General features: G+C 64.6%; 21 protein-coding genes. 9 read left to right on the top strand and 12 right to left on the bottom strand.

The annotated features are described in order from the left end of the window. Positions 1 to 45 precede the first annotated feature (45 nt). The 6 genes from accC to L6639_RS00555 all read right to left on the bottom strand — a co-directional run bounded on the left by accC (position 46) and on the right by L6639_RS00555 (position 6,006). Entirely contained in the window at positions 46 to 1,404 is a 1,359-nt protein-coding gene (gene accC / locus L6639_RS00580) for an acetyl-CoA carboxylase biotin carboxylase subunit (protein ID WP_237858057.1), read from the bottom strand. A gap of 31 nt (positions 1,405 to 1,435) precedes the next feature. After that, positions 1,436 to 1,927 (bottom strand): acetyl-CoA carboxylase biotin carboxyl carrier protein, encoded by a 492-nt coding sequence (accB, locus tag L6639_RS00575; RefSeq protein ID WP_237858055.1) that lies wholly within the window; start codon positions 1,925 to 1,927, stop codon positions 1,436 to 1,438. A gap of 37 nt (positions 1,928 to 1,964) precedes the next feature. Beyond that, a complete protein-coding gene (aroQ, locus tag L6639_RS00570) occupies positions 1,965 to 2,432 on the bottom strand; it encodes a type II 3-dehydroquinate dehydratase (protein ID WP_237858053.1) in 468 nt (155 codons plus the stop codon). Between the two features lie 257 nt (positions 2,433 to 2,689). Then, a complete protein-coding gene (locus L6639_RS00565) occupies positions 2,690 to 3,496 on the bottom strand; it encodes a DUF1236 domain-containing protein (protein WP_237859374.1) in 807 nt (268 codons plus the stop codon). Positions 3,497 to 3,731: 235 nt separating this feature from the next. Next, on the bottom strand, positions 3,732 to 4,499 hold the full coding sequence (locus L6639_RS00560; RefSeq protein WP_237858052.1) for a DsbA family protein: 768 nt from the start codon (positions 4,497 to 4,499) through the stop codon (positions 3,732 to 3,734). Between the two features lie 103 nt (positions 4,500 to 4,602). After that, positions 4,603 to 6,006 (bottom strand): M48 family metalloprotease, encoded by a 1,404-nt coding sequence (locus L6639_RS00555; RefSeq protein ID WP_237858050.1) that lies wholly within the window; start codon positions 6,004 to 6,006, stop codon positions 4,603 to 4,605. Between the two features lie 173 nt (positions 6,007 to 6,179). Here L6639_RS00555 and L6639_RS00550 point away from each other — a divergent pair, with 173 nt between their 5' ends. The 3 genes from L6639_RS00550 (at position 6,180) to L6639_RS00540 (ending at position 9,434) form a co-directional block, all read left to right on the top strand. After that, positions 6,180 to 7,367 carry a pyridoxal phosphate-dependent aminotransferase gene (locus L6639_RS00550; RefSeq protein ID WP_237858047.1) on the top strand — a complete coding sequence of 396 codons (1,188 nt, stop codon included), beginning with the start codon at positions 6,180 to 6,182 and terminating at the stop codon, positions 7,365 to 7,367. 90 nt (positions 7,368 to 7,457) lie between these two features. Further along, on the top strand, positions 7,458 to 8,015 hold the full coding sequence (locus L6639_RS00545; protein WP_237859372.1) for a biotin transporter BioY: 558 nt from the start codon (positions 7,458 to 7,460) through the stop codon (positions 8,013 to 8,015). Between the two features lie 84 nt (positions 8,016 to 8,099). Further along, complete coding sequence (locus tag L6639_RS00540; protein WP_237858042.1) at positions 8,100 to 9,434, top strand: dicarboxylate/amino acid:cation symporter; 1,335 nt, start codon at positions 8,100 to 8,102, stop codon at positions 9,432 to 9,434. 25 nt (positions 9,435 to 9,459) lie between these two features. Here the strand turns inward: L6639_RS00540 and L6639_RS00535 are convergent, their stop codons facing one another. Further along, positions 9,460 to 10,344 carry an SDR family oxidoreductase gene (locus L6639_RS00535; RefSeq protein WP_237858040.1) on the bottom strand — a complete coding sequence of 295 codons (885 nt, stop codon included), beginning with the start codon at positions 10,342 to 10,344 and terminating at the stop codon, positions 9,460 to 9,462. Between the two features lie 89 nt (positions 10,345 to 10,433). Here L6639_RS00535 and L6639_RS00530 point away from each other — a divergent pair, with 89 nt between their 5' ends. Then, complete coding sequence (locus L6639_RS00530) at positions 10,434 to 11,270, top strand: helix-turn-helix transcriptional regulator (RefSeq protein WP_237858038.1); 837 nt, start codon at positions 10,434 to 10,436, stop codon at positions 11,268 to 11,270. Here the strand turns inward: L6639_RS00530 and L6639_RS00525 are convergent. The 4 genes from L6639_RS00525 to L6639_RS00515 form a co-directional block, all read right to left on the bottom strand. Next, entirely contained in the window at positions 11,267 to 12,499 is a 1,233-nt protein-coding gene (locus tag L6639_RS00525) for an NAD(P)/FAD-dependent oxidoreductase (RefSeq protein WP_237858036.1), read from the bottom strand. The genes L6639_RS00530 and L6639_RS00525 overlap by 4 nt on opposite strands. Positions 12,500 to 12,512: 13 nt before the next feature. Further along, on the bottom strand, positions 12,513 to 13,136 hold the full coding sequence (locus L6639_RS43020) for an MFS transporter (protein ID WP_338076514.1): 624 nt from the start codon (positions 13,134 to 13,136) through the stop codon (positions 12,513 to 12,515). Continuing rightward, a complete protein-coding gene (locus L6639_RS43015) occupies positions 13,133 to 13,726 on the bottom strand; it encodes an MFS transporter (protein ID WP_276576220.1) in 594 nt (197 codons plus the stop codon). Before L6639_RS43015 ends, L6639_RS43020 begins: the two co-directional genes overlap by 4 nt. 61 nt (positions 13,727 to 13,787) lie before the next feature. Further along, the gene (locus L6639_RS00515; protein ID WP_237858034.1) at positions 13,788 to 15,284 is read right to left on the bottom strand and encodes an amidase; all 1,497 of its coding nucleotides are present in this window, start codon (positions 15,282 to 15,284) and stop codon (positions 13,788 to 13,790) included. A gap of 207 nt (positions 15,285 to 15,491) precedes the next feature. On the opposite strand from L6639_RS00515, the gene L6639_RS00510 reads away from it, so the two are divergent. Further along, entirely contained in the window at positions 15,492 to 16,172 is a 681-nt protein-coding gene (locus L6639_RS00510) for a helix-turn-helix domain-containing protein (RefSeq protein ID WP_237858033.1), read from the top strand. Positions 16,173 to 16,241: 69 nt separating this feature from the next. Here L6639_RS00510 and L6639_RS00505 read toward each other — a convergent pair whose 3' ends face one another. Next, positions 16,242 to 18,569 carry an Rne/Rng family ribonuclease gene (locus L6639_RS00505; RefSeq protein ID WP_338076513.1) on the bottom strand — a complete coding sequence of 776 codons (2,328 nt, stop codon included), beginning with the start codon at positions 18,567 to 18,569 and terminating at the stop codon, positions 16,242 to 16,244. On the opposite strand from L6639_RS00505, the gene L6639_RS43220 reads away from it, so the two are divergent. From L6639_RS43220 to prfB, 4 genes are all read left to right on the top strand, one after another. Next, entirely contained in the window at positions 18,504 to 19,469 is a 966-nt protein-coding gene (locus L6639_RS43220) for a hypothetical protein (RefSeq protein ID WP_338076512.1), read from the top strand. The two genes, L6639_RS00505 and L6639_RS43220, sit on opposite strands and share 66 nt — an antisense overlap. Before the next feature lie 614 nt (positions 19,470 to 20,083). Further along, the gene (locus L6639_RS00500; RefSeq protein WP_237858031.1) at positions 20,084 to 21,382 is read left to right on the top strand and encodes an N-acetylmuramoyl-L-alanine amidase; all 1,299 of its coding nucleotides are present in this window, start codon (positions 20,084 to 20,086) and stop codon (positions 21,380 to 21,382) included. 219 nt (positions 21,383 to 21,601) lie between these two features. Beyond that, the gene (locus L6639_RS00495; RefSeq protein WP_237858030.1) at positions 21,602 to 24,109 is read left to right on the top strand and encodes a penicillin-binding protein 1A; all 2,508 of its coding nucleotides are present in this window, start codon (positions 21,602 to 21,604) and stop codon (positions 24,107 to 24,109) included. Between the two features lie 190 nt (positions 24,110 to 24,299). After that, a protein-coding gene (prfB, locus tag L6639_RS00490) for a peptide chain release factor 2 (RefSeq protein WP_237858029.1) occupies positions 24,300 to 25,431 on the top strand; the annotation gives its coding sequence in 2 pieces (ribosomal slippage) (positions 24,300 to 24,368 and positions 24,370 to 25,431; 1,131 coding nt in all).

The following is a 25,431-nucleotide window of genomic DNA, read 5'->3' as shown; positions in this document are numbered from 1 at the left end:
GTCCAAAACGCGATGGGGGCCAAGGGGTTCCCTGAAGGCCAACGATTATTTCCCGGCCGGTTCCGTCTTGCCGGCGAGGTACTGTTCCAGCCAGTGGATGTGGTAGTCGCCGTTGATGATGTCGTCCTGGCGGACCAGGTCGCGGAATAGCGGCAGCGTGGTCTCGATCCCTTCCACCACCATCTCGTCCAGCGCCCGGCGCAGGCGCATCAGGCATTCGGCGCGGGTCTTGCCGTGGACGATCAGCTTGCCGACCAGCGAGTCGTAATAGGGCGGGATCGTGTAGCCCTGATAGACCGCCGAATCGATGCGGACGCCCAGCCCCCCGGGCGGGTGATATTGCGTGATGCGGCCCGGCGAGGGACGGAAAGTCTCCGGGTTCTCGGCGTTGATGCGGCACTCGATGGCGTGGCCGATGATCTGGATCTCGTCCTGCCTGGCCGGCAGCTCGCCGCCTGCGGCGATGCGGATCTGCTCCAGCACGAGGTCGATGTCGGTGATGCTCTCGGTGACGGGATGCTCGACCTGGATGCGCGTGTTCATCTCGATGAAATAGAACTCCCCGTCCTCGTAGAGGAACTCGATGGTGCCGACGCCGAGATATTTCATCTCACGCATCGCCTTGGCGCAGGTCTCGCCGATCTTGGCGCGCGCGGCCGCAGCCAGCACGGGCGAGGGGCCTTCCTCCCAGACCTTCTGGTGACGGCGCTGCAGCGAGCAGTCGCGCTCGCCGAGATGGATCGCGCCGCCGCGGCCGTCGCCGAGGATCTGAATCTCGATGTGACGCGGCTTCTGCAGGTACTTTTCCAGGTAGACGGAGGCGTCGCCGAAGGCGGATTTCGCCTCGTTGGCCGCCGTCGAGAGCGCAATCTGCAGATCCGCCTCGCTCTGTGCGACCTTCATGCCGCGGCCACCGCCGCCGGCGGCCGCCTTCACCAGCACGGGAAAGCCGATCTTCTTCGCGATCGCCATCGCGTCGTCGTTGGGACCGACCGCACCGTCGGAGCCGGGCACCACGGGGATGCCAAGCCGCTTGGCGGTCTTCTTGGCCTCGATCTTGTCGCCCATCAGGCGAATGTGCTCGGCCTTGGGGCCGATGAATTGCAGATTGTGCTCGCCGAGAATCTCGGCGAAGCGCGCGTTCTCCGACAGGAAGCCGTAGCCGGGATGCACGGCGTCCGCGCCTGTTATCTCGCAGGCCGCAAGCAGCGCGGGAACGTTGAGATAGCTGTCCTTTGACGGCGGCGGCCCGATGCAGACGCTCTCGTCCGACAGGCGCACATGCATGGCGTCGGCGTCGGCGGTGGAGTGCACGGCGACGGTTGCAATCCCGAGCTCCTTGCAGGCCCGCAGGATGCGAAGGGCGATCTCGCCGCGATTGGCTATGAGGATCTTGTCGAACATGGTGCCTCAGCGGGCGAAAGTCGCCACTCGCTTATTCAATGATGACCAGCGGCTCGCCGAACTCGACCGGCTGGCCGTCTTCGACCAGGATCTGCGTCACGGTGCCGGCTCGGGTCGAGGGGATCTGATTCATGGTCTTCATCGCTTCGATGATCAGCAGGGTCTGGCCGACCGAGACCTTGGAGCCGACCTCGACGAACGGCTTGGCGCCTGGCTCCGGCGCCCAATAGGCAGTCCCGACCATCGGAGAAGTCACGGCGCCCGGATGTTTCGACATGTCCGCGCCAGAAGGAGCAGGCGCAGCGGCCGGTGCTGCGACAATCGCGGGCGCAGCGGCTGCGACCGGCATCGGCATGGTCGCGGCGACGCTGATGTTGCGGGCAACGCGCAGGCGCAGGCCGGCGCGCTCGATCTCGATCTCGGTGAGGCTGGTCTCGTCGAGCAGCAAAGCGAGCTCGCGGACGAGCGCGGAATCGTCACTGGAAAACTTTGCGGCTGCTTTGTCGTCTGGCTGGCGCGCCATGTTCTTTGATCCGAATGTTCTGGGTGAAGAGGGGGCGTCAGGCTTTGGGCTTGATGCCGAGCTTGGCGGCAAGGCCCTGGATGGCGAGGCGGTAGCCCTCGATGCCGAAGCCGCAGAGCGAGGCGAAGGCCGCGCGCGCGGTGTAGGAGTGGTGACGGAAGCTCTCGCGGGCGTGGATGTTGGTCACGTGCACTTCGACCGTCGGGATCTGTACCGCGAGCAGCGCGTCGTGCAGCGCGATCGAGGTGTGCGAATAGCCGCCGGCGTTGATGATGATGCCCTTCATCTTGCGCCCATGTGCCTCGTGGATGAAGTCGATCAGCTCGCCTTCGCGGTTGGACTGCCGGCAGTCGGCCTTGAGGCCGAAGCTCGCCGCGGTCTCACGGCACAGTTTCTCGACGTCGGCCAGCGTGGCATGGCCATACTTCTCCGGCTCCCGTGTCCCCAACATGTTGAGGTTCGGTCCGTTGAGAACGAGGATCGTGTCGGTTGCTGGTTCGGCCATTCCAATCCCGGAAAGGTGTTTCGGCGTGGCGGGGGTTATAGGTAACAAAGTGACCTAGGGGAAGCCTTGAAGGGCCTTGGCGAGGGCTTCAGGCACCTCATCCAGCGTGCAAAAATCTGTGCGGAAACTACGGAAATTGCTTGTTAACCAGTTCCAATCGTGGCTGCGGTCCCAGGCGGGTGGGGACGGATGCCCCATAGGCCAAAAGCCCCTGCCGATGGCTCGGCAGGGGCTCATTTGGGCATCGGCGAAGCTGGTTAGCCTTCGATGATGTAGACGATCTCGCGCGTCTGCGGACGGACAATAATGTACTGGCCGTGCACGAAGATCACGTCATAGCCGCGCCATTCCGGGTAGATTTCGACAATCCGCTGCGGGAGCGGGTGGAAGTGGACGGACGCCGGAATCGTCGTGCCGACCGCAATATTGAAGTTGACGTTCGTCGTCTCTTCAATCTTCTGGGACTTGATCGCCGAGACGATCTGGGTGCGCTTCTCCGCCGGCGGCGCAGCGGTCGCCGAGGTGGCGGCGTTGCCGGTCGTCGTCTGCGACTTGCTGTCGGTCGTAGCCGGACGGTTCTCGGCATTGTTGCTCTTGGCGGCAGTGCCGGCCTTGTTGTCCTCAGCCTTCATGTTCTTGCTGTCGGACTTGGTGGTCGAGTCAGAGCTCATGCTCTTGGACTTGTCCTGCGTCGACTTGTCCTGTGCGCTCTGGGCGTGTTCACCCTTCGCCGCGCCGGCCTTTTCTTCAGCCGCGTTCTTGTTCATTGCGCCGGACTTTTCCATCCCGCCGGATTTCTCCGCGGTGCCGGATTTCTCCATCGCACCAGACGACTTCTCTTCGCCTTGCTTCATGGAGCCGCCGGCCTGACCCACCGTGCCCTTCTGCGGGCTTGCGGATTCCTTGCCCATGGTGCCGTGCTCAGCGCCGCCCGATGGCTGCGAGTGCTGCGTCGGCTGCGCGCCGGCGCCGGTGTCGTTCTTCATCGTGCCTTGTGCGTTCGCCAGACCCGTGCCTGCGATCAGCGCGAGTGCGGCAACCGAGATCATAAAGCGGTTCGACATCGAATTTCTCCTCACGTGTTTCTTTGCGTCATTGCCCGCGCCGACAACGGGAGGAGGTGTCACTTGTTCCGGAACATCTGCTGTTCCCCGGCATTTGTTTCCTAAATGCGGGATGAACGTTCGCGCCGGATTCACGCCAGGATTCGTGCTGAGCTTGGCCAACGAAAAAGGCCGGCTTCTCAGCCGGCCTCGTTGCGCGCGTGAATTGTAGAATACGTGATCAGCAGGTCGCCTCTCAGCAAGTCGCTTTGCCGCAGCGGGCGACGCCGATCTTTTCCTTGAGGCCGTCGAGGCCGACGGCGCCGACCACGATCTGCTTGCCGATCACGTAGCTCGGCGTGCCGTTCATGCCCATCGCTTCGGCCAGCTTGAAGTTCTCCTCGATGGTGGCGCGCACCTCGGGGCTTTGGATGTCCTTCTCGATCCTCGCGGTGTCGAGGCCGGCTTCCTTGGCCGCCTGCATGGCGCGCGCCTTGTCGGCCGCACCGCGACCGCCGAGCAGCTTCTGGTGGAAATCGAGATACTTCTTGCCGGAGGGATCCTGCATGCGCACTGCAACCGCGACCTGCGCGGCTTCGACCGAACCCTGGCTCAGGACCGGAAATTCCTTGAGCACGACCTTCAGCTTGGGATCGGACTTCATCAGGTCGAGCATGTCGCTCATCGCGCGCTTGCAGTAGCCGCAATTGTAATCGAAGAACTCGACGAAGGTGACGTCGCCGTCCTTGTTGCCGAGCACGACCTGGCGCGGCGAGTTGAAGATCGCATCCGAGTTCTGGGCGATGCTGGCTTCGTGCTTCTCGCTCTCTGCCGCGGCCTGCCGCTTGCTGAGCTCGGTCATGGCCTCCTCGAGCACCTCGGGGTGGGTGACGAGGTAGTTCTTGATGATCGCCTCTATGTCGGTGCGCTGGGCATCCGAGAAGCTCTCGGCCGAAGCCGGTCCCGTTGCGCCGAAGATGGCGAGCGCAAACAGTGCGGGAGCAAGCAGGCGCAGCGAAGGCATTGGCAAATCCTCTTATCCAGAGCAGGTTTCGAAATAACGTCCCGGCGGACTTAATGGTGGTGTCGTGACGTCAAAGCGGTCAATCGCGTGATCAGGCGTCGTTCTAGTTCCGTGGCGGCTTCGATGCCACGATGTCGTCGGCCTTGACCCATCCGGGCGTGCCGACGGCGAAACGGGTTTTCGCGCGCGTGGCGAGTTCGCGAGCGGTCTTGTTGTCGCCGCGCAGATAAGCGGCCTGGGCGGAGGCGAGATCCGCCTCGGCATAGTCTCCCTTCCGGCCATAGGCCATCGCGAGCTGGGTGAAGCCAATCGGCGCCTCGGGCTCGCGCGCCACCGCTGCACGGAGAATCTTGATGGCGTCGTCCGTGTAGGCCTTATTATCGGTTCCAACCAGAGCCTGCCCAAGTAACATCTCGATGAGGGCCGAATTGTTGGAAAGCGCGACGGCCTTGCGCAGGGGCGCAATCGCATCGGCGGGTTTGCCGCTCTCCAGAAGGGCCTGGCCGCGCACCTCGTAGAAATACGGGTTGTTGGGCTGGACCGCGATCAGGGCATCGATCTGGGCGAGGGCGCTGCGCAAGTCGCCATGCAGATAGGTGCTGATGGCGCGGGCATAGCGCGCTGGCAGGCTGTCATTGGTCAGGGGGTAGCGGCGATAGACCACTTCCGGCCGCTCCATGAAGGCGGAGATCTTGGCGCGCACCATATCATGGCGGAGCTGGAGCGCGGGATCGTCCTTCTTGTCCCAATAGGGACTGGTACTGGCGAATTCCTGGAGCGATGCGACGCGCTCTGCGGGCATCGGGTGCGACTGCAGATAGGGATCGGCGCCGCGCGCTGCGAACAGGCTTTCGCTGGTGAAGCGCTTGAAGGTCTCGTACATGCCCTTCGGCGATTGCTGCGTCGCGGTCAGGAATTTCACGCCGGCGCGGTCGGCGTTCTCTTCCTGCTGGCGCTGATAGGACAGTAGCGAGCGGCGGATCATCTCCTGCGGTCCGGCAACCGCAGCCGCGCCGGCATTGGCCAGGCCGTTATTGCCGTTGTTGCCGCCGCGGCTGGCGCCCGCCGCCATGGCGCCTGCGCCGAGCAGCATGGCGATGATCATCTGCGTCTGCGCGCTGGCGAGCTGCTCGCGCATCTTGGCCAGATGGCCGCCGGCCAGATGCCCGGTTTCGTGCGCAAGCACGCCGATGAGCTGGTTCGGCGTCTCCGACTGCAGGATGGCGCCGTAATTGACGAAGATGCGGCGGCCATCGGCGACGAACGCGTTGAACGAGTTGTCGTTGATGATCACCATCTGGATGTTCTGCCTCTCCAGACCGGCAACGCGCAGGATCGGGCGCGTATATTCGCGCAGCAGCTGCTCGGTTTCCGAGTCGCGCAGGGTCGGCGGCCCGCGGCCTTCCTGCGCCTGCGCCGCCGGGATCGGCAGCAACGCGATTGCAGTCGCCGTAATGAGGGCGGTGAGGGCGGAGGCCTTCTTGCGCAATGCGATCTGGAGCAACATCAAACGGGCTTGCAAGCGGACTTGGATGCAGTTTTGTGATTGGTTTTGGCGATTGGCGGCGGACCGGATACGCGATATGCCCTTATGAGCCGTATAATGCGGCTAGTCTGGGGCGCAAGCGCCCTGTTTTCCGGCCCGAACGGACCGGTTCGCCAGCGAAATAGCAGAATTCAATGCACGATGCGACATTAAGGAACCGGGTGGGGCAATGGCTCGAGCCCTCCCGCCGCAGCGATGTTCCCCCGTTCATGGTGATGGACGTGATGGCCGCGGCGGCCCGCATGGAGGCTGCCGGCGGCCATGTCATTCACATGGAGGTCGGCCAGCCCGCAACCGGCGCGCCGAAGACCGCGATTGCGGCCGCTCAGGCCGCGCTTGCGACGGGGCGGATCGATTACACCTCGGCGCTCGGCATTCCCAGTCTTCGTGAGCGCATCGCGCGTCATTATCGCGACGCCTATGGCTGTACCGTCAGCCCGGACAGGATCGTGGTGACCACCGGCTCCTCCGGCGGTTTCATTCTAGCTTTCCTGTCGATGTTCGAGCCCGGCGATCGCGTCGCCGTCACGGTGCCGGGCTATCCGCCGTATCGGCACATCCTCACCGCGCTCGGCTGCGAGCCGGTGTTGATCGAGACCACCAACGAGACGCGCCACGCGCTCACCGGCGAGGCGCTGCTCGCCGCCCATCGCAAGGCGCCGTTGAAGGGCGTGCTGGTCGGAAGCCCCGCCAATCCGACGGGAACGATGATGTCCCGCGAGGCGCTGACCGGTCTGATCGCCGCCGCCGAAGATGCCGGCATTCGCTTCATCTCCGACGAGATCTATCACGGGCTCGATTACGCGTTTCCTGCAGTGACGGCGGCAGCGCTGTCCGACCATGCGCTCGTGATCAACTCGTTCTCGAAGTATTTTTGCATGACGGGCTGGCGCGTCGGCTGGATGGTCGTGCCGGACATTCTGGTGCGCCCGATCGAGCGGCTGCAGCAGAACCTTTCGATCTCGGTGCCCTCGCTCTCGCAGATCGCGGCGGAGGCTGCCTTCGACGGCGCGGCCGAGATGGAGGAGATCAAGCATGGCTATCAGGAGAACCGGCGCATCCTGATCGAGGGATTGCCCAAGGCGGGCCTCGCCAAGTTCCTGCCGGCGGATGGCGCGTTCTACCTCTATGCCGATGTCTCGGATTTCACCTCCGACAGTTTCGACTTCGCCAAGCAGATGCTGGAGAAGGCCCATGTTGCGGCCACACCGGGCGTCGATTTCGATCCCGTTCACGGCCGCTCGTTCATCCGATTCTCTTATGCGCGCTCGCGTCAGGAGATGCAGGAGGCAGTTGACCGGATCGCTCACTGGCTTAAATAGCCGCCAGTTTTTGCTAGCCTTCCGGAGTGCATCTTGTCTGACCGAACTGTCCAGCCCGCCGCCACGTCGCGTTCTCCTCTTGCCGCAGTGATGTGGCCCGCCCGGCCCGGCGAAGCCGTCGGGCATTTGCGCGCTTTCGTGCTTGTTACGCTCGGCTCCGCATTGATGGCGCTATCAGCCAAGGTGAACCTGCCGCTGCCTTATGTGCCCATGACGCTGCAGACGCTGGTCGTGCTGACGATCGGCGCGACGTATGGCTGGCGCCTTGGCAGCGCAACCATGATCGCTTACCTCGCTGAAGGCGCGATGGGGCTGCCGGTGTTCGCTGGCCCTGTCGGTGGAATTGCACCGCTGGTCGGCCCGACCGCCGGCTATCTCCATGGCTTCGTGGCTGCCGCCTTCATTACGGGCTGGCTCGCCGAACGCGGCTGGGATCGCAATGTCGTGCTGCTGTTCGCGGCAATGGCGGTCGGCCATGTCGTCATCTTCATCGCCGGCTTCGGTTGGCTCGCCTATGGCATTGGCCTCGGCGGAACCAAGGCCTGGGTGGTCGGTGTCGCGCCGTTCATCGCGGCCTCAATCATCAAGAACGCGCTCGGCGCTGCGCTGGTGCCGGCGGCGCGTCGGATCGTCGACCGTCGCGGCTAGATTTCGCGTCACGGAATGTTCCAATTGACAGGGCCGGCCAAGTTGATCTTGGCTGGCTCTGAGCTTTTGAGGGGGAGTGAAACAATGACAACGACAACGATGGCTGGCGCGCCGGCTGCACCTGTTGCCGCCAAGCCATGGTATAAAGTTCTCTATGTCCAGGTGCTGATCGCCATCGTGCTCGGCGCCATCGTCGGCTGGCTGTGGCCGTCCGTCGCCACCAATGACTGGATCAAGGCGCTCGGCGACGGCTTCATCAAGCTGATCAAGATGGTGATCGCTCCGATCATCTTCTGCACAGTGGTCTCCGGTATCGCGCACATCCAGGATGCCAAGAAGGTCGGGCGCATCGGTGTCAAGGCACTGGTCTATTTCGAGGTCGTGTCGACATTCGCGCTGATCATCGGCCTCATCATTGGCAACGTAATCAAACCGGGCGCGGGCTTCGGCAGCGCGGCGGCCAATGCAAATGCCGTTGCCAACTTTGCCAAGCAGGCGGAAGCCCAGAAGTCGGTCGACTTCATCCTCCATATCATTCCCGACACCGTGGTCGGCGCCTTCGCGCAAGGCGAGATCCTGCAAGTGCTGTTGTTCTCGGTGCTGTTCGGCTTCGCCATCATGGGCCTCGGCGACCGCGGCCACGTGATCCGCAGCTTCATCGACGACGCCGCGCACGCGGTGTTCGGCGTCATCTCCATCGTGATGCGCGCAGCGCCGCTCGGTGCCTTCGGCGCGATGGCCTTCACCATCGGCAAGTTCGGTACCGGTGCGATCCTCAACCTGATGGGCCTGATCGCGACGTTCTACCTGACCGCCGCGTTGTTCGTGTTCGTCGTGCTCGGCATCATCGCGCGGATCGCGGGCTTCTCGATCTTCAAGTTCCTGGCCTACATCAAGGACGAATTGTTGGTCGTGCTCGGTACCTCGTCCTCCGAAAGCGCGCTGCCGACCTTGATGGAGAAGCTGGAGCGGCTCGGCTGCTCGAAGTCGGTGGTCGGCCTCGTGGTGCCGACGGGCTATTCATTCAATCTCGACGGCACCAACATCTATATGACGCTGGCGACGCTGTTCATCGCGCAGGCGCTCGGCTACGACCTTACCTTCAGCCAGCAGCTCACGATCCTGGTCGTGGCGATGCTGACCTCGAAAGGCGCGTCCGGCATTACCGGCGCGGGCTTCATCACGCTGGCGGCGACGCTGGCGGTGGTCGATCCGCGCCTCGTGCCGGGCATGGCGATCGTGCTCGGCATCGACAAGTTCATGAGCGAGTGCCGTGCGCTGACCAATCTCTGCGGCAATGGCGTCGCCTGCGTGATCGTCGCCTGGTGGGAGGGCGAGCTCGATCGCGACAAGCTCAACGCGCGGCTGGCCCAGCAGATCGATCCGACCGACATGGAAACCGCCGTCACGACGGACTAGCCGGATTTAACGGCGCGCTGCGCCGTTAAACCTTGAAGTAATAGGGCTGGTCGAGATCCTCGATCAGCCCTTTTTCTTTCGGCTCCCAGCCGAGAGCCGCGCGCGTCTTCGCGCTGGACGTCGGCACGTCGACGGGCGCAAAGCGTGCGAACCAGCCGAAATGCGCCTCGGCTTCCTCTGCGGATTTCGAGACCACGGGCACGCCGAGCCTCTTGCCGATCACCTCGGCAATCAGCTTGAACGGCACGCCTTCCTCGGCGATGGCGTGATAGCGACGCGCGGATGCGCCTTGCTCGAGCGCAAGGCGGTAGACGCGCGCGGCATCGATGCGATGCGCGGCCGGCCAGCGGTTGTTGCCCTCGCCGATATAGGCGGCCACGCCTTTCTCGCGCGCGATCGCGATCAAGCGAGGGACGAAACCGTGGTCGCCTTCGCCATGGGTGGTGGGCGGCAGCCGGACGATGCCGGCGCGCACGCCTTGCTTCATCAGGTCCTCGGCAGTTGCTTCCGAGACGCGCGGAAAGTGGCGAGCTGCTGCATCGTCCTCGGTCGCGAGCCGCCCGGGTGCGAGCAGCGCAACGCCTGAGGTGACGATGAGCGGGCGCTCGGAGCCCTTGAGCTCTTCGCCGAGCGCCAGAATGGCGCGGCGGTCGAGCTCGCAATTCTCGGCGAATTTGGAGAAGTCGTGGTTGAAGCCGAGGTGCAGCACGCCGTCTGAGGCGGCCGCGCCGCTGCGCAAGGACGCGAGGTCCTCCAACGAGCCGCGACGGACCTTGGCACCCATTGCAGTGAGGGCGGCGGCGCCCGCGTCGGAGCGGGCGAGGCCAGTGACGCTGTGACCGGCCGCGATCAGGTCGGCAGCGACGGCGGAGCCTACGAAGCCGGTGGCGCCAGTGACGAATACATGCATGAGCAGGTCTCCAGTTGGTTGGAGCCAGCATCTGCGTTAGGATTATCCGGGTAAAGTAGTGATGTTATCAGGGTATAATAGCTAACGGGATGAGCGAGACCACCAGCGACAATCTGCTCGGGACCTATCTGAAGGACCGCCGTATCAGGCTCGACGCGGCCGCTTTCGGCTTTGGCGGCAGCCGAAGGCGTACCCCGGGGCTGCGGCGCGAGGAGGTGGCGCTGCGGGCCAATATCAGCCCGACCTGGTACACCTGGCTGGAGCAGGGCCGGGGCGGCGCGCCGTCAGCCGATGTGCTCGACCGGATCGCGCGTGCGCTGATGCTGACCGACGTCGAGCGCGAGCACCTGTTCCTGATCGGGCTCGGCCACCCGCCAGAGGTGCGCTACCAGGCAAGCGAAGGCGTCTCGCCACGTCTCCAGCGCGTGCTCGATGCGCTGGAGACGAGCCCCGCCATCATCAGGACGATGATCTGGGACGTCGTCGCCTGGAATCGCGCGGCGACCATCGTGCTGACCGACTATTCCTCGCTGTTGCCCAAACAGCGCAACATCCTGCGCCTGATCTTCTGCGAGCCGCGGGTGCGCGCTGCCCAATATGATTGGGACAAGGTCGCGCGCTTCGTGGTCGCTGCGTTCCGCGCGGATGCGGCGCGCGCAGGCGCGGTCTCGCATGTCGCCGAATTCGTCGACGAGATGTGCCGCGAGAGCCCCGAATTCGCAAAGCTATGGGCCGACAATGACGTCCGCTCTCATGGCGAGGGCGTCAAGCATCTGCGCCATCCCGTGCTCGGCCCGATCGCGTTCGAATATTCGGCTTTTGCGGTCGACGGCCGGCCCGATCTCGGCATGGTGGTTTACAACCCGGCGACGCCGGAAGACACCCGGCGCATCAAGGCCGTTTTGGCCGCGAGGTCGGACGGCTAGAACCGCTCCGGCCGGTACGGCGTCGGATCGATCGACGGCGTCTCGCCGTTCATCATCTCCGCGAGCAGGCGTCCGGTGGCGGGTCCCAGCGTAAAGCCCTGGTGGCCGTGGCCAAAATTCATCCAGAGGCCGGGATGTCGCGGGGCGCGCCCGAGCACCGGCACCATGTCAGGCGTGCAGGGGCGGGTGCCGAACCACGGCTCCGGTTCGGCGCGCTTGCCGACATCGATCAGCTCGCGCGCGGAGGCTTCGGCACTGGCAAGCTGCACCGGCGTTGCCTGCGCATCCGGGCCCGTCAGTTCCGCGCCTGTGGTGATGCGGATGCCCTTGGCCATCGGTCCCATGGCGTAGCCCTGGCCCTTGTCGACCAGCGGCAGATCGAGCGTGGCGCCGCCGGTGTAGTGCATGTGATAGCCGCGCTTGCGCACCAGCGGAATCCGGTAGCCGAACTTGTGCAAGAGATCCGGCGACCATGGCCCGAGCGTGACGACGGCGTTGGCGGCATCGATGCGGCCATTGTCGGTGTTGACGGACCATCCGGTCGCGGTCTGCTGAAGCGACTGCGCATCGCCGAGCACGATTTGACCGCCAAGGCGCTCGAACAGCTCGGCATAGGCGGTCACCAGGGCGCCGGGATCGGACACGGTCCAGGTATCGAGCCAGTGGATCGCGCCGGGAAGATCGTTGCGCAGGATCGGCTCGGCTTTTGTCAATTCGCTGCCCGAGAGCACGCGAAAATTGACACCGAACTCGCGGTGGTCTGCTTCCGCCTCCTTGATCGAGTGGTCGAGCGCCGCGGCATCGCGGAACACTGCGCGATACCCGGCGCGGCGGATCAGATTATCGGCATGGGCCTCGCGGATGAGGACATCGTGCTCGGGTGTCGCATAGGCGATCAGGCGAGCCCAGGCCGCGATCGCTTCGCGATGCCGCTTCGGCGCCGAATGCCACCAATAGCGAAGCAGCGGCTCGACGTGACGATGCAGCGAGGAAAGGCTGTAGCGCACGTCGTTGGTGCGGCCGGTCGCGATGTTCAGCAGTGACGCGAGGTCGCGCGGCATTGGATAGGGCCGCACGGCTTCGGCCTGGATCATGCCAGCATTGCCGTAGCTGGTTTCGCGGCCGGGCTCCCTGCGGTCAACCAGCGTAACCGTCCAGCCGCGCTGGCGCAGATGCACGGCAGCACCGACCCCCACCATGCCGCCGCCGAGAATGATTGCGCTTTGCATCGGCAAACTCCTGTCAGGCCGGCTTCGGCGTGAATTTGGGCTGCGCCGTGTTGATGGTCGCGGCGACGACGACCGACATCGCCGTCATCGCGACCAGGAAGCCGAAGGCCGCGTCGAATGATCCGGTGCCCGTCACGATGAAGCCCATGATGGCGGGGGCAACGAAGCCCGCGCTCTGGCCGCCGAGATTGACCATGCCGATGCCCGATCCGATCTGGTCGTCACGCAGCAGCTTGGTCGGAAGCGCAATCACGGAGGCCAGGACGAAGGATTTGAAGAAATAGACCACCGATTGATAGACGATCAAGGCGGTGATCGTCTCCGCCTTGTACATGGCGTAGAGGAAGATGCCTGTTAACGCGGAGCTGCCGATCAAGAGATATTTTTCGCGCTCGGCGAAGAACGTGGTCATCACCCAGCCGCCGATTGCGGTCGCGAATGTCGCCATCACGAACGGGATCGGCGCCACGACGCCGACGGTCTTGAGGTCGAGCCCGCGCTGCTGGAGCAGATAGAGCGGCATCCAGGAATCCAGGCCCTTGTTGACGCAGCTCAGGCCGAACCACACCACCATGAGCTGCCACAGCAGCGGATTCGCCATGAGCTCGCGCATCGGTGCGCGGGGCTTTGCCGTCACCGGTCCGACGCCGATAGCGCAAGGTGCGGAACGAAGACGAAATAGATCACCGCGAAGACGATGCCGGCGATGCCGATCGTATTGAAGGCGTGACGCCAGCCCAGCCAGACGATCAGCGGCGCCATGATCAGCGGTGCGACCATGCTGCCGGCATAATTCGACGACAGCAGCAGCGCCGACATTTTGGGCCGGCTGTCCTTCTTGAACAGCTCCGCGATGGCGCGGATGCTCGCCGGCGGAAAGCCGCCCTCGGCGATGCCGAAGATGAAGCGGATCGCGATCAGCGAGGTCAGCGACCAGGCAAGGCTCGTGAACGACGTGAACAGCGACCACATGACGATGGTGACAATGACGACGTATTTCGAGCCGAAGCGGTCGGAGAGCCATCCGCCGGGCACCTGCATCGCCGCGTAACCCAAGAAGAACGCGCTGATGACAATACCGAGATCGGCAGCCTGGAGATTGAAGTCCTTGCCGATCTGCGCCAGCGCCAGCGAAATCGCGGCGCGGTCGATGTAGGAGATGCAATAAGCGAGATAGAGCAGGACGAAGGCGACGATGCCGGTCTTGCGGTTCGACAATTCGTCCATGCTGATCTCCGAGATGCCGGCGAGCCGGCGTTGATGCCTGCTTGTTTGATCTATTCCCGGGCTATTCCCAGGTGAGGAAGCCGGGCGCGGCCGATAGCGGCGGCGCTGCGGCGAGCCGTGCGAGGTCGGGCAGGGGCCGGCACATTTGCGGATCGTTCGCGAATGCTGCCTCGATGCTGGCGGCGACCGAAAGCACGACGGCGTCGCCGCCGCGCGGACCGACGATCTGGAGGCCGAACGGCAGGCCGGCTTCATCAAGGCCGAGTGGAATGCTGATCGCGGGGTGGCCGGGGAGTGTCACGGCGTAGGCGAGCGCGAGCCAGTGGAAGTAGGACTTCGTCGCCACGCCGTCGATCTCGGCGGGATAGAGCTCCGACCATGGCCGCGGACTGAGGGTGATGGTCGGGCTGATCAGCACGTCGCAGGTTTCGAAGAAGCTTTGATAGGCGCGATAGATCCGCGTCTGGGTCGTCGCGGCGCGCCCGTGGTCCTCGAGCGTGTAGCCCAGGCCTTCCTCGACATTGGCGCGGACATTCGGGCCGAGCATCTCGGGCCGCTCTTTGTAGTTATTGCCATGCATCGCCAGGAACAGGCCGGCGCGCAGCACCGCGAAGGCATCGTCGGCGCCGGTGCAGTCGGGCGTCGCCTCGCGGCTCCCGGCGAACAACGGCGCGAGCTTGCTGACGCGATCGCGGAAGACGCGGCGGATGGCTTGCTCGGTCGGCGCAAAGCCGAAATCCTCGGTGAAGGCGAGACGCAGCTTGCCGAGTTCTGCAGGGCGCAGCGCGGCCCAGCGCTCAGCGCGTCCGCGCACGCGTTCGCCAGGCAGCGTGTAGGCGAGCGGATCACGTGAGTCGTCGCTCGCCATCACCGACAGCATCAGCGCGGTATCGGCGACATTGCGCGCCATCGGTCCGTCGGTCGACAGGTTGGACCAGCCGAAGGCGCGCTTCTCGCTTGCCACGAGACCGTAGGAGGGGCGCATCCCGACAACGCCGGAGAAGCCGGCCGGATTGCGCAAGGAGCCGCCAGTGTCGGAGCCCGAGGCAAGGGGTGCCATGCCGCAGGCGAGTGCGACCGCCGAGCCGCCGGAGGAGCCGGCCGCTGAGCGCATCGGATCGAACGGATTGCCGGTCGCGCCGAACACGGGATTGCGGGTGTTGCCGCCCGCGGCCCATTCCGGTGTGTTGGTCTTACCGAAGATGATGGCGCCGGCGGCACGCAAGCGCGCGACAGAGCCCTGGTCGGCGGCCGGCACGTTGTCGCGGAGCAGCGGGCTGCCGTAGGTCGAGCGCATCCCGGCGGTGTCTTGCGTGTCTTTGATCAGGACGGGGAGCCCGTGCATGGCGCCACGATCCTCGCCGCGCAGGATGGCCGCCTCGGCTTCCTTTGCCGCTGCGCGTGCGCCCGGCTCGTCCAGTGTGACAACGGCGTTGACGGCGGGATTGACGGCGGCGATGCGCGACAGACAGGCGTCGAGCAATTCGACAGGCGAGATCGCCTTCGCGGCCAGCAGGCGGCACAACTCAACGGCGCTGGTATCGCACAGGTCAGGCAAGGCCAATCCCTTTCAGATTATGAAAACGATTTAGCATATCGGAAAGTGGCGTCAGCGCACCAATATTCGTCAAATCCAGGTATTTAATGCACAAATCCTGGCCCGACTGCCCGGATGGTCGCCAAGGCTGTACGGGAGGAGTGTTTTGGCCGAAAAGATTAGGCGGATAGGTCAACAATTTCTCTCGCGCCGTGATAGGCTTGTTGCATGAGCGAGATCACGACATCAGAAGGCGCGAACTCCCAGCTCGGCCATTGTCTCAAGGCCGCCCGTCAGGCGCGCGGCCTGACCCTCAAGCAAGTGGCGGAGCGGACGGGCATGGCGCTCTCGACCCTTTCAAAGGTCGAGAACGGCCTGATGTCGCTGACCTACGACAAGCTGCTTCAGTTGACCTCGGGTCTGAAGATGGAGATCGCGGAGCTGTTCAATCCCGCGGTCGCGGCGCCCGCGCCGGGCCGGCCGGTCACCGCGCGCCGAAGCATCAGCCGGGCCGGGCAGGGCCAGCTGATCAACACGAAATTCTACACTTACACCTATCAATGCACCGACCTGATCGGCAAACGCATGGTGCCGATCGTCGCCGAAGTCCGCGCACGCTCGCTGGACGAATTCGGTCCGCTGCTTCGTCACGCCGGCGAAGAGTATTTCCTGGTGACGAGCGGACGCGTCGCCGTCCACACCGAGTTCTACGCGCCGGAGATCCTGGGCGAGGGCGACGGCATCTATCTCGACAGCACCATGGGCCACGCCTACCTCAACGCCGGCGAGGCAGAATCTGCCAAAGGCGTCTGCCTCTGCACCAGCGAGGCGCCCGATCTCTACGACCAGCTTCGCCAGATCGCATCGCGTGACGTGGCCTCGCTCGGCGATGACGAGCTGCCGCCGTAGCGAATTGACGAGGCATGAAAACGAAAACGCCCGGCTTTTTGGCCGGGCGTTTTGCATTAGGTGTTCGGCCTACTCGCCGCCGCCGAAACGGCGCGACCACCAGCCGGCGCGGCGCGGGGCCGCCGGCGTCTCGGCAGCCGCTTCCGGTGCGGGCTCCGGGACAGGCGCGGGCGGAGCAACCGGCTCCGGCGCTGAATCAACCGGGGTTGCCTGCTCGCTGCCCGACGACAGGAAGCTCACCTTCTCGCGGACTGTCGAGCGGCGACGTGCCGCCTTCTCATCGACGACGGGCTCTTCCTCGGCGACAGCAGCAGCGGGTGCGGCATGAGCCGACCCTTGGACCGGCGCTTCAACCGGCGCCTGGTGGAATTGAGGTTCGGGCTGAGACGTCTCGTGCTCGACCGGGGCGATCGGTTCCGAATGCGCAATCGGCGGAGCGGTCTCGCTGCCGGCGCTGTCGAAATCGGCCACCGCGTCGGCTGCCTCCGACGGAGGATTGCCGCCGAGCTCGTCCCCGATCGATCCGGCGAGACCGTCCTCGTTGCCGCCGCGCCGGCGGCGTCCACCCCGACGGCCACGCCGGCGACGGCGCTCGCCACTGCCCTGCTGCTCGCCGCGCGCGGCCTGCTCCTCGCCGTCCTCGCCATCCTGCTCGGACTCGCCATCCTCTTCGCCTTCGCCGGCGGCCAGAGCCGGCTCCGGAAGCGTCGTCGGGCTGTCCTCGCGAAGCTCACCGTCGCGCTGACCGCCGCGACCGCGCCGACGGCGGCGGCGCTTGCGGCGCTGGCCGTCCCCATCGGCCGCGGCTTCACCTGACGCCTGTTCCTCGCTGAGACCTTCAGTCTCGTCGGTCTCGACCTCGGATTCGGTCTCAAGGTCGAAACCGTCCTCCTCGTCATAGGCCTCTTCAGCCAGCGGCGGCGGGCTTGCGGCCGCCTGTGTGGCCAGCAGCGCCTTGGCGGCTTCCAGCGTATGCACCTGCTCGCCGCGGTCGATCACATAGGCTTGCGGGCCGCTGACGCTGGGATCGGCGATCACGGACAGCGTGACCTTGAAGCCGTTCTCGAGGTCGCGCAGATGGCCACGCTTGTGATTGAGCACATAGAGCGCGACGTCGGTGCGGGTGCGGACCACGAGATTGTGGGTCGCGCCCTTCATCAGGATCTCTTCGAGGCCGCGCAAGAGCTGCAGCGCCACCGAGGACACCGAACGCACGTGGCCGGTGCCGCCGCAATGCGGGCAGGGATCGGTCGAGCTCTCGAGCACGCTGGCGCGAATGCGCTGGCGCGACATCTCGAGCAGGCCGAAATGCGAGATGCGTCCGACCTGGATGCGCGCGCGGTCCTGCCGCAGGCAATCGGACAGCTTGCGCTCGACCGCACGGTTGTTGCGCTTCTCGTCCATGTCGATGAAGTCGATGACGATCAGGCCGGCGAGATCGCGCAGGCGAAGCTGGCGGGCGACCTCTTCGGCCGCTTCCAGATTGGTCTTGAGCGCGGTGTCCTCGATATGGTGCTCGCGCGTCGATCGTCCGGAATTGACGTCGATCGAGACCAGCGCCTCAGTCTGGTTGATCACGATGTAACCGCCCGAGCGCAGCTGCACCGTCGGCGAGAACATCGCATCGAGCTGGCTCTCGACGCCCATGCGCGAAAACAGCGGCTGGCCGTCGCGATATTGCCTGACCGCGCTGACATTGGCGGGCATCAGCATCTTCATGAAGTCGCGCGCTTCGCGATAGCCGGATTCCCCGGCGACCTGAATCTCGTCGATCTCCTTGTTGTAGAGATCGCGCAGCGAGCGCTTGATCAGCGAGCCTTCCTCGTAGACCAGGGTCGGGGCCTGCGACTTCAGCGTCAGGTCGCGCACCGTCTCCCACATCCGGATCAGGTACTCGAAGTCGCGCTTGATCTCGGGCTTGGTGCGCGCGGCACCTGCGGTGCGGAGGATGATGCCCATGCCCTCGGGCACGTCGAGATCCTGCACCACTTCCTTCAGGCGAGAACGATCCTGCGCACTGGTGATCTTGCGGCTGATGCCGCCGCCGCGCGCGGTGTTCGGCATCAAGACGGCATAGCGGCCGGCGAGCGAGAGGTAGGTCGTCAGCGCTGCGCCCTTGTTGCCGCGCTCTTCCTTGACCACCTGCACCAGCATCACCTGGCGGCGCTTGATGACTTCCTGGATCTTGTACTGGCGGCGCGGACGGAAGGTGCGCTCCGGAACCTCCTCGAGCACGTCGTCACCGCCGACCGACTCGACGTGTTCCTCTTCGGCTTCCTCGCCGTCTTCATCGTCCTCGTCGTCGTCTTCGCTAGCGTCCGCAGCCTCGGCATGCGGCGCCTCGACCGCTTCGCCGGCGGCGTAAACGGCATCGGCCGGCTCGGTGACCGAGGTCACGATCTCGGCAAACGCTTCGCCATGTCCTTCGACGGCGCGAGCTTCGTGAGACTCGGCAACGGTCTCGGCCGCAACGACGGGCTCGGCACCAACAGCCGCGACAGGCGCGGGCGTCTCGTCGGCGTGATGATCGTGCTCGTGATGATCATGCTCGTGGTCATGACCATGGTCGTCATCGTGCGCGTGCGCATGATCATGGTGGCCGTGATCATCGTGCTCATGATCGTCATGCCCGTGATCGTCGTGATCATGGTCATGATGGTCGTGGTCGTGACCCTCGTGGTACTCGCCGTGATGCTCGGCATCGGCGTGCAGGTGCTCGCCCTCATGCGCCGTGCCTTCGGCGTGCTCCTGATGGGGCTGGCCCTCGACCGGCTGGGCGGCGGGATCGCTACCTGCGTCGAGACCCTCGACAATGTCGCTGCGGACGCGCTCGCCGTGACCGCGGCGGCGGGCATTGCGGTGGCGCGAGCGGCGACGGCCGTGGGAGCGGTTCTCGCTCTCTTCCTCGGCTTCGCGATGGGCCTGCTCTTCGGCCTCGATCAGCGCCTGCCGGTCGGCGACCGGGATCTGGTAGTAGTCGGGATGGATTTCGCTGAAGGCGAGGAAGCCGTGGCGGTTGCCGCCATATTCGACGAAGGCGGCCTGGAGCGAGGGTTCGACCCTGGTGACCTTGGCGAGGTAAATGTTCCCGCGCAGTTGCTTGCGTTGCGCGGTCTCGAAGTCAAACTCTTCGACGCGATTGCCGCGGACCACGACGACCCGGGTCTCTTCCGGGTGGGTGGCATCGATCAACATCTTGTTGGGCATGTCTTAACTCTTGGCGGCGGCGGGCGCGGTTCACCGTGGGCGCGATCTGCGCTGCCGGGTGACGCGACGGTCCACCTGATTCGGGGGTGAGGGGAAGGCCGAAACGCCGTCTCTCGCGCCTTGCCGAATCGGAAGCCTCAGAACCGAAGCGGCGCGCGGGATTTTCACTCCGCAGCGTCGCGAAAGGTCCTTCAGAATTCGTCGGCACAGTCTGGCGCATCAAGCGTCGGCCCGTATGAAACGTTGGGCGGCGGGGCCGCCCCTAATCAGTTGCTGCTGGCCAGGCATGGCGCGTGCGCGCTCGCCCTGGATCAAGAACCGCCTCCTCTGGATTAAGGAGGTGGGTAACTGGCCGCGTCGCTGTCAAAACTGCCCCGGAAACAGTGTGGTAACCGGAAACCGTTCGCCGCCGGAGCTTGCCCTGGTCCGCCTCGCTGCCGCGCACCGCGCTGGTCGTTGAGGGGAACAGAAAAACGCTGGAATTCCCGAACCTTGGGAGCTCCGGCGCTGCACCGGGAGGCTGAATGCGACACAACCGGAAATCATTGGCCGTCAGCATTCCGTACATACGAGGAATGAGCCATCCGTGCAAGGGAGCGTCGCACGCCGGTCACAGTCCGGGAGTTTTGCGTTTCTGTCATTAAGGACTGATTAACCCTGTGGTTCTATTGCGTTAAAGAGGGCTGCTCGGAGGCACGGATTCGGTGGCGAGCCGCACAAATCAACGGGTTTTGCTAGGATTTGCGCTTCTATGCGCCTCAGCATTGCCATGCGCCGATTCCTCGCGCCTGAGCGCGGCGGAGGGCCCGTCGCAACCCTCTGCTGCGGCAGCAAATTTTCCTGTCGCCACAGCCGCGCGCCTAGCCGGTGACGGCAAGCAGACCCGCTTCATTCTCGACCTCGACCAGACCGTTACCTTCCGCACCACGACGCTTGCCGATCCTTATCGGGTGGTGGTCGACGTTCCCCAGGTCAATTTTCAGCTGGCTCCCGGAACAGGAGCCGGGCGAGGGCTGGTCAAGGCCTTTCGGTACGGGCTGGTCATGCCCGGCGGCTCCCGAATCGTGTTCGACCTGACCGGCCCCGCCAAGATCGCCAATTCCTACGTGCTCGACGCGGCCAACGGCCAGCCGGCCCGACTGGTGCTGGAGCTCGAGGAGGTGGATCGTGCGGCCTTCGTGCAGACTCCCCCTCCGGAGAATCATCCCGAGCTGCGACCGACAATTGCCGCCGTTCCGCCCACGACCGTTCCCGCCGCGCCAGAACCGGCGCAGCAGAAGCCGGCAGCGCCTTCAGATGGCCGCCCGGTGGTCGTGATCGATCCCGGCCATGGCGGCATCGACAACGGCACCCAGTCGAGCGGGGAGAGCGAGAAGAATCTGGTGCTGGCCTTTGGCCTCGCGCTACGCGACCGGTTGGAGAAATCAGGCAAGTACCGGGTGGTCATGACGCGGGACGACGACACCTTCATCCCGCTCAACGACCGGCCCAAGGTCGCCCGCAATCTGAACGCCGCGCTGTTCGTCTCGATCCACGCCGATGCGCTGCCGAAGGCCGAAGGCGATGCCCAGGGTGCCACCATTTACACTCTGTCGGACAAGGCCTCCGACGCCGAAGCGCAGCGGCTGGCCGATGCTGAAAATCGCGCTGACGCGATCGCCGGCTTCAACCTGGCGGAAGAGCCGACCGATGTCGCCGACATCCTGATCGACCTGACGCAGCGGGAAACCCGTACCTTTTCAAGCCGTTTTGCTCATCTGCTGATGGGCGAAATGAAGTCGACCATGCGGATGCACAAGCATCCCCTGAAGTCGGCCGGCTTCCGAGTGTTGAAGGCGCCCGACGTGCCCTCGGTGCTGGTCGAGATCGGCTATGTCTCCAACAAGGGCGATCTTGAGCACCTCGTCTCCGAGGGGTGGCGGTCCAAGGCTGCCGGCTCGATGGCCCAGGCGATCGACACGTTCCTGGCCAAGCGGATGGCGACCGCGGGGGCCGGGAATTAAGAAGGGAATGCCTGTTCCGTTGTTAAGCCCTAGTTTGGCCACAGCGGACGCCTTATAAAAACAACGCAGGGGGTTCCGGAATCGACGAGAATCCCGTTCGGCAAGCGTCTTTCGGTCCGGCATCAATGGTATTCAGTAGGCCGGTGAATTCGCGACGTGAGGACGGCGCCCGTTTGGGGTGCTTTGGGCTGATCCTGGGATTGAACGGATAAACACATAATGCGCTTGCTTGTGCGGTTCATGGGCTTCCTGTTTGCCGCGGGAACGGTGGTGTTCCTTGTCGGTGTCGGTGCCGTGGCAGGCCTGATCTGGCATTTCTCCAAGGACTTGCCCGACTACTCTCAGCTGCAGGATTACGAGCCGCCGGTGATGACCCGCGTCCACGCGGTCGACGGCTCGCTGCTCGGCGAATACGCCAAGGAGCGGCGCCTGTACCTGCCGATCCAGGCGGTGCCGAAGCTCGTGATCAACGCGTTCCTCGCCGCCGAAGACAAGAATTTCTACGAGCATGGCGGCATCGACTACACCGGCATGGCGCGCGCAGGCGTGCTGTACCTGCAGAATTTCGGCTCCAACCGCCGTCCGCAGGGTGCCTCCACGATCACCCAGCAGGTCGCCAAGAATTTCCTGCTGACCAACGAGGTCTCCTTCTCGCGCAAGATCAAGGAAGCCTTGCTCGCGATGCGCATCGAGAAGACCTATTCGAAGGACAAGATCCTCGAGCTGTATCTGAACGAAATCTATCTCGGCCTCGGCGCCTACGGCATCGCCGCCGCCTCGCTGGTGTATTTCGACAAGTCGGTGAATGAGCTCACCGTGGCGGAAGCTTCCTACCTCGCAGCGCTGCCGAAGATGCCGGCGACGCTGCATCCGGTTCGCAACCGCGATCGCGCCATCGAGCGTCGCAATTACGTGATCGACCGTCTCCAGGAGAACGGCTGGATCAAGCAGGCTGACGCCGACAAGGCGCGCAAGGAGCCGCTGGTCGTCACCAACCGTTCCAACGGTGCCCACACCTTCGCCGGCGAATATTTCGCCGAGGAGGTTCGTCGCGACATCTTCGAGCGCTACGGCGAGAAGAAGCTGTATGAGGGTGGCCTGTCGGTCCGCACCACGCTCGATCCGAAGATCCAGGTCATGGCGCGCAAGACCATGGTCGCCGGCCTCGTGAACTATGACGAGCAACAGGGCTATCGGGGCGCCATCAGCAAGCTCGATATTTCGGGCGATTGGGGCGTGAAGCTCGCGGAGATCAAGTCGCTCTCCGACATCTCGCCGTGGCGCATGGCGGTGGTGCTGGAAACCAGCGACCAGTCGGCGCGCATCGGCTTCCAGCCGAACCGCGAGCTCGGCGGCGCCGTCAGCAAGCAACGCGAGACCGGCCTCGTCACGCTTGACGGCGTGCGGTGGGCGAGGGCGACCCAGGGCAACTTCAAGGGCAAGACGCCGACATCAGTGGCGCAGGTGCTTCAGCCCGGCGACGTGATCTATGCAGATCCGCTCTACAGCAAGGAAGGACAACCGGTCGAAGGCCAGTATCGCCTGCGCCAGATTCCCGAAGTTTCGGGCGCGATGGTGGTGATGGACCCCTGGACCGGACGCGTCCTCGCGATGGTCGGCGGCTTCTCGTTCGACCAGAGTCAGTTCAACCGCGCCACGCAGGCCTACCGGCAGCCGGGTTCGTCGTTCAAGCCGATCGTCTATTCGGCAGCGCTCGACAACGGCTATACGCCTTCGACCGTCGTGCTCGACGCGCCGATCGAAATCGACCAGGGGCAGGGCGCAGGCGTATGGCGGCCTGAAAACTTCTCGGCGAACAAATATCAGGGACCTGTGACGTTGCGGAACGCGCTGCGGCAATCGCTCAACACGGTGACCGTGCGGCTCGCGCAGGACATCGGCATGCCCCTGATCGGCGAATATGCGCGCCGCTTCGGCGTCTATGACGAGCTGCCGAACTATCTCTCCTACGCACTCGGCGCCGGCGAGACCACGGCGATGCGCATGGTCACGGCCTATTCGATGATCGCCAATGGCGGGCGCCGCGTGAAGCCGACCTTGATCGACCGTATCCAGGACCGCTACGGCCACACCATCTTCAAGCACGACCAGCGCGAATGCCGAGGCTGCGATGCGCCGGGCGGCTGGAAGAACCAGCCCGAGCCGCAGCTGATCGACCGCCGCGAGCAGGTGCTCGATTCCATGACGGCCTATCAGATCACCGAGCTGATGGAAGGCGTGGTGCAGGCCGGCACCGCAACCGTCGTGAGGGAAGTCGGCAAGCCGATCGCCGGCAAGACCGGTACGACCAACGAGGCCAAGGACGCCTGGTTCGTCGGCTTCTCGCCTGACGTCGCGGTCGCCATCTACATGGGCTACGACAAGCCGCGTCCGCTCGGCAAAGGCAATGCCGCGACCGGCGGCCATCTCGCCGCGCCGATTGCGCGCGACTTCCTTAAGCTCGCGCTCGCTGACAAGCCCGCGGTTCCGTTCAAGGTGCCGGCCGGCATCAAGCTGATCCGTGTCGTCGCCAAGACCGGCATGCGCGCCGGTCCCGGCGAGAGCGGCGGAACCATCCTCGAGGCCTTCAAGCCCGGTACGGCGCCGCCGGACAATTACTCGGTCATCGGCGTTGCCGACGCCGACGGGCGCGGTGGCGTGCCGCCGCCGCAGCAGGCGCCGGATTCCGGCTTCTTCATGCGGCCGGGCACCGGCGGGCTGTACTAGGGCCCTGGGATAACAGCACTGAGTTGAAGCTCCGGCGGTTGCGCTTTGCAGCCGCCGCCGCTACATCCCCTTCAGCGCGATGAGTTATCGCGCTCTATTTCTTGTTTGCGCATGATCTTTTCGGGAAACCGCTGCACACTTTCCCGGATCATGCGCTAGCACGCGGGATTCCGCGAAATCAGAGAACGATATGCGCGCCGAAATCGAACGGTTGGTAGAAGAGATCAAGCAGTCAGTCGGGCTGCTGAGGAGGCATCTTTGACGTCGAGAAATCGACGGCGCGCCTCGCTGAGCTGAACAAGCTCGCAGAAGATCCCAACCTCTGGAACGATCCCCAGAAAGCACAGAAGCTGATGCAGGAGCGTACCTCGCTGGAGGACTCGCTCTCGGGCATCGGCAAGGTCGAGCAGGAGCTCGAAGACGATATCGGGATGATCGAGCTCGGCGAGGCCGAGGGCGATGACGGCGTCGTGGCCGAAGCTGAAGCTGCGCTCAAGAACCTGAAGAAGGAAGTGGCGCGACGCGAGCTCGAGGCGTTGCTCTCGGGCGAGGCCGACCGCTTCGATTCCTATCTCGAAGTCCATGCCGGCGCCGGCGGCACCGAGAGCCAGGACTGGGCGCAGATGCTTTTGCGCATGTACACGCGCTGGGCCGAGACGCACGGATTCAAGGTCGAATACCTCGAAGAGTCCGAAGGCGAAGAAGCCGGCATCAAGTCCGCGACCATCCAGGTCTCCGGTCACAATGCTTATGGCTGGCTGAAGACCGAAGCAGGTGTGCACCGCCTGGTGCGCATCTCGCCGTTCGACTCCAATGCGCGGCGCCACACCTCGTTCTCGAGCGTGCAGGTGTTTCCTGTCATCGACGACAGCATCAAGATCGACATCAAGGAATCCGACGTTCGTACCGACACCATGCGGTCGGGCGGCGCCGGTGGTCAGCACGTCAACAAGACCGAATCCGCGGTGCGCCTGACGCACATTCCGACCGGCGTCGCGGTGGTCTGCCAGGCGGGCCGCTCCCAGCACAAGAACCGGGCGCAGGCCTGGGACATGCTGCGTGCGCGCCTCTACGAGATCGAGCTGAAGAAGCGCGAGGAGAAGGCCGCCGCCGACCAGGCCGCCAAGACCGATATCGGCTGGGGCCACCAGATCCGCTCCTACGTGCTGCAGCCCTATCAGATGGTGAAGGATTTGCGCACCGGCGTGCAGACGTCCGACACGTCGGGCGTGCTCAACGGTGAGCTCGACGAGTTCATGGCCGCGACGCTCGCGCAGCGCGCCTTCGGCACCCCCGGCGCTGACATCGAGGACGTGGACTGA

It is taken from the genome of Bradyrhizobium zhengyangense (genome assembly GCF_022012555.1).
In the GTDB taxonomy this organism is placed as follows: domain Bacteria; phylum Pseudomonadota; class Alphaproteobacteria; order Rhizobiales; family Xanthobacteraceae; genus Bradyrhizobium; species Bradyrhizobium zhengyangense.
Note: the sequence above shows the minus strand (reverse complement) of the source record. Positions and strands in the feature narration are given on the sequence as shown.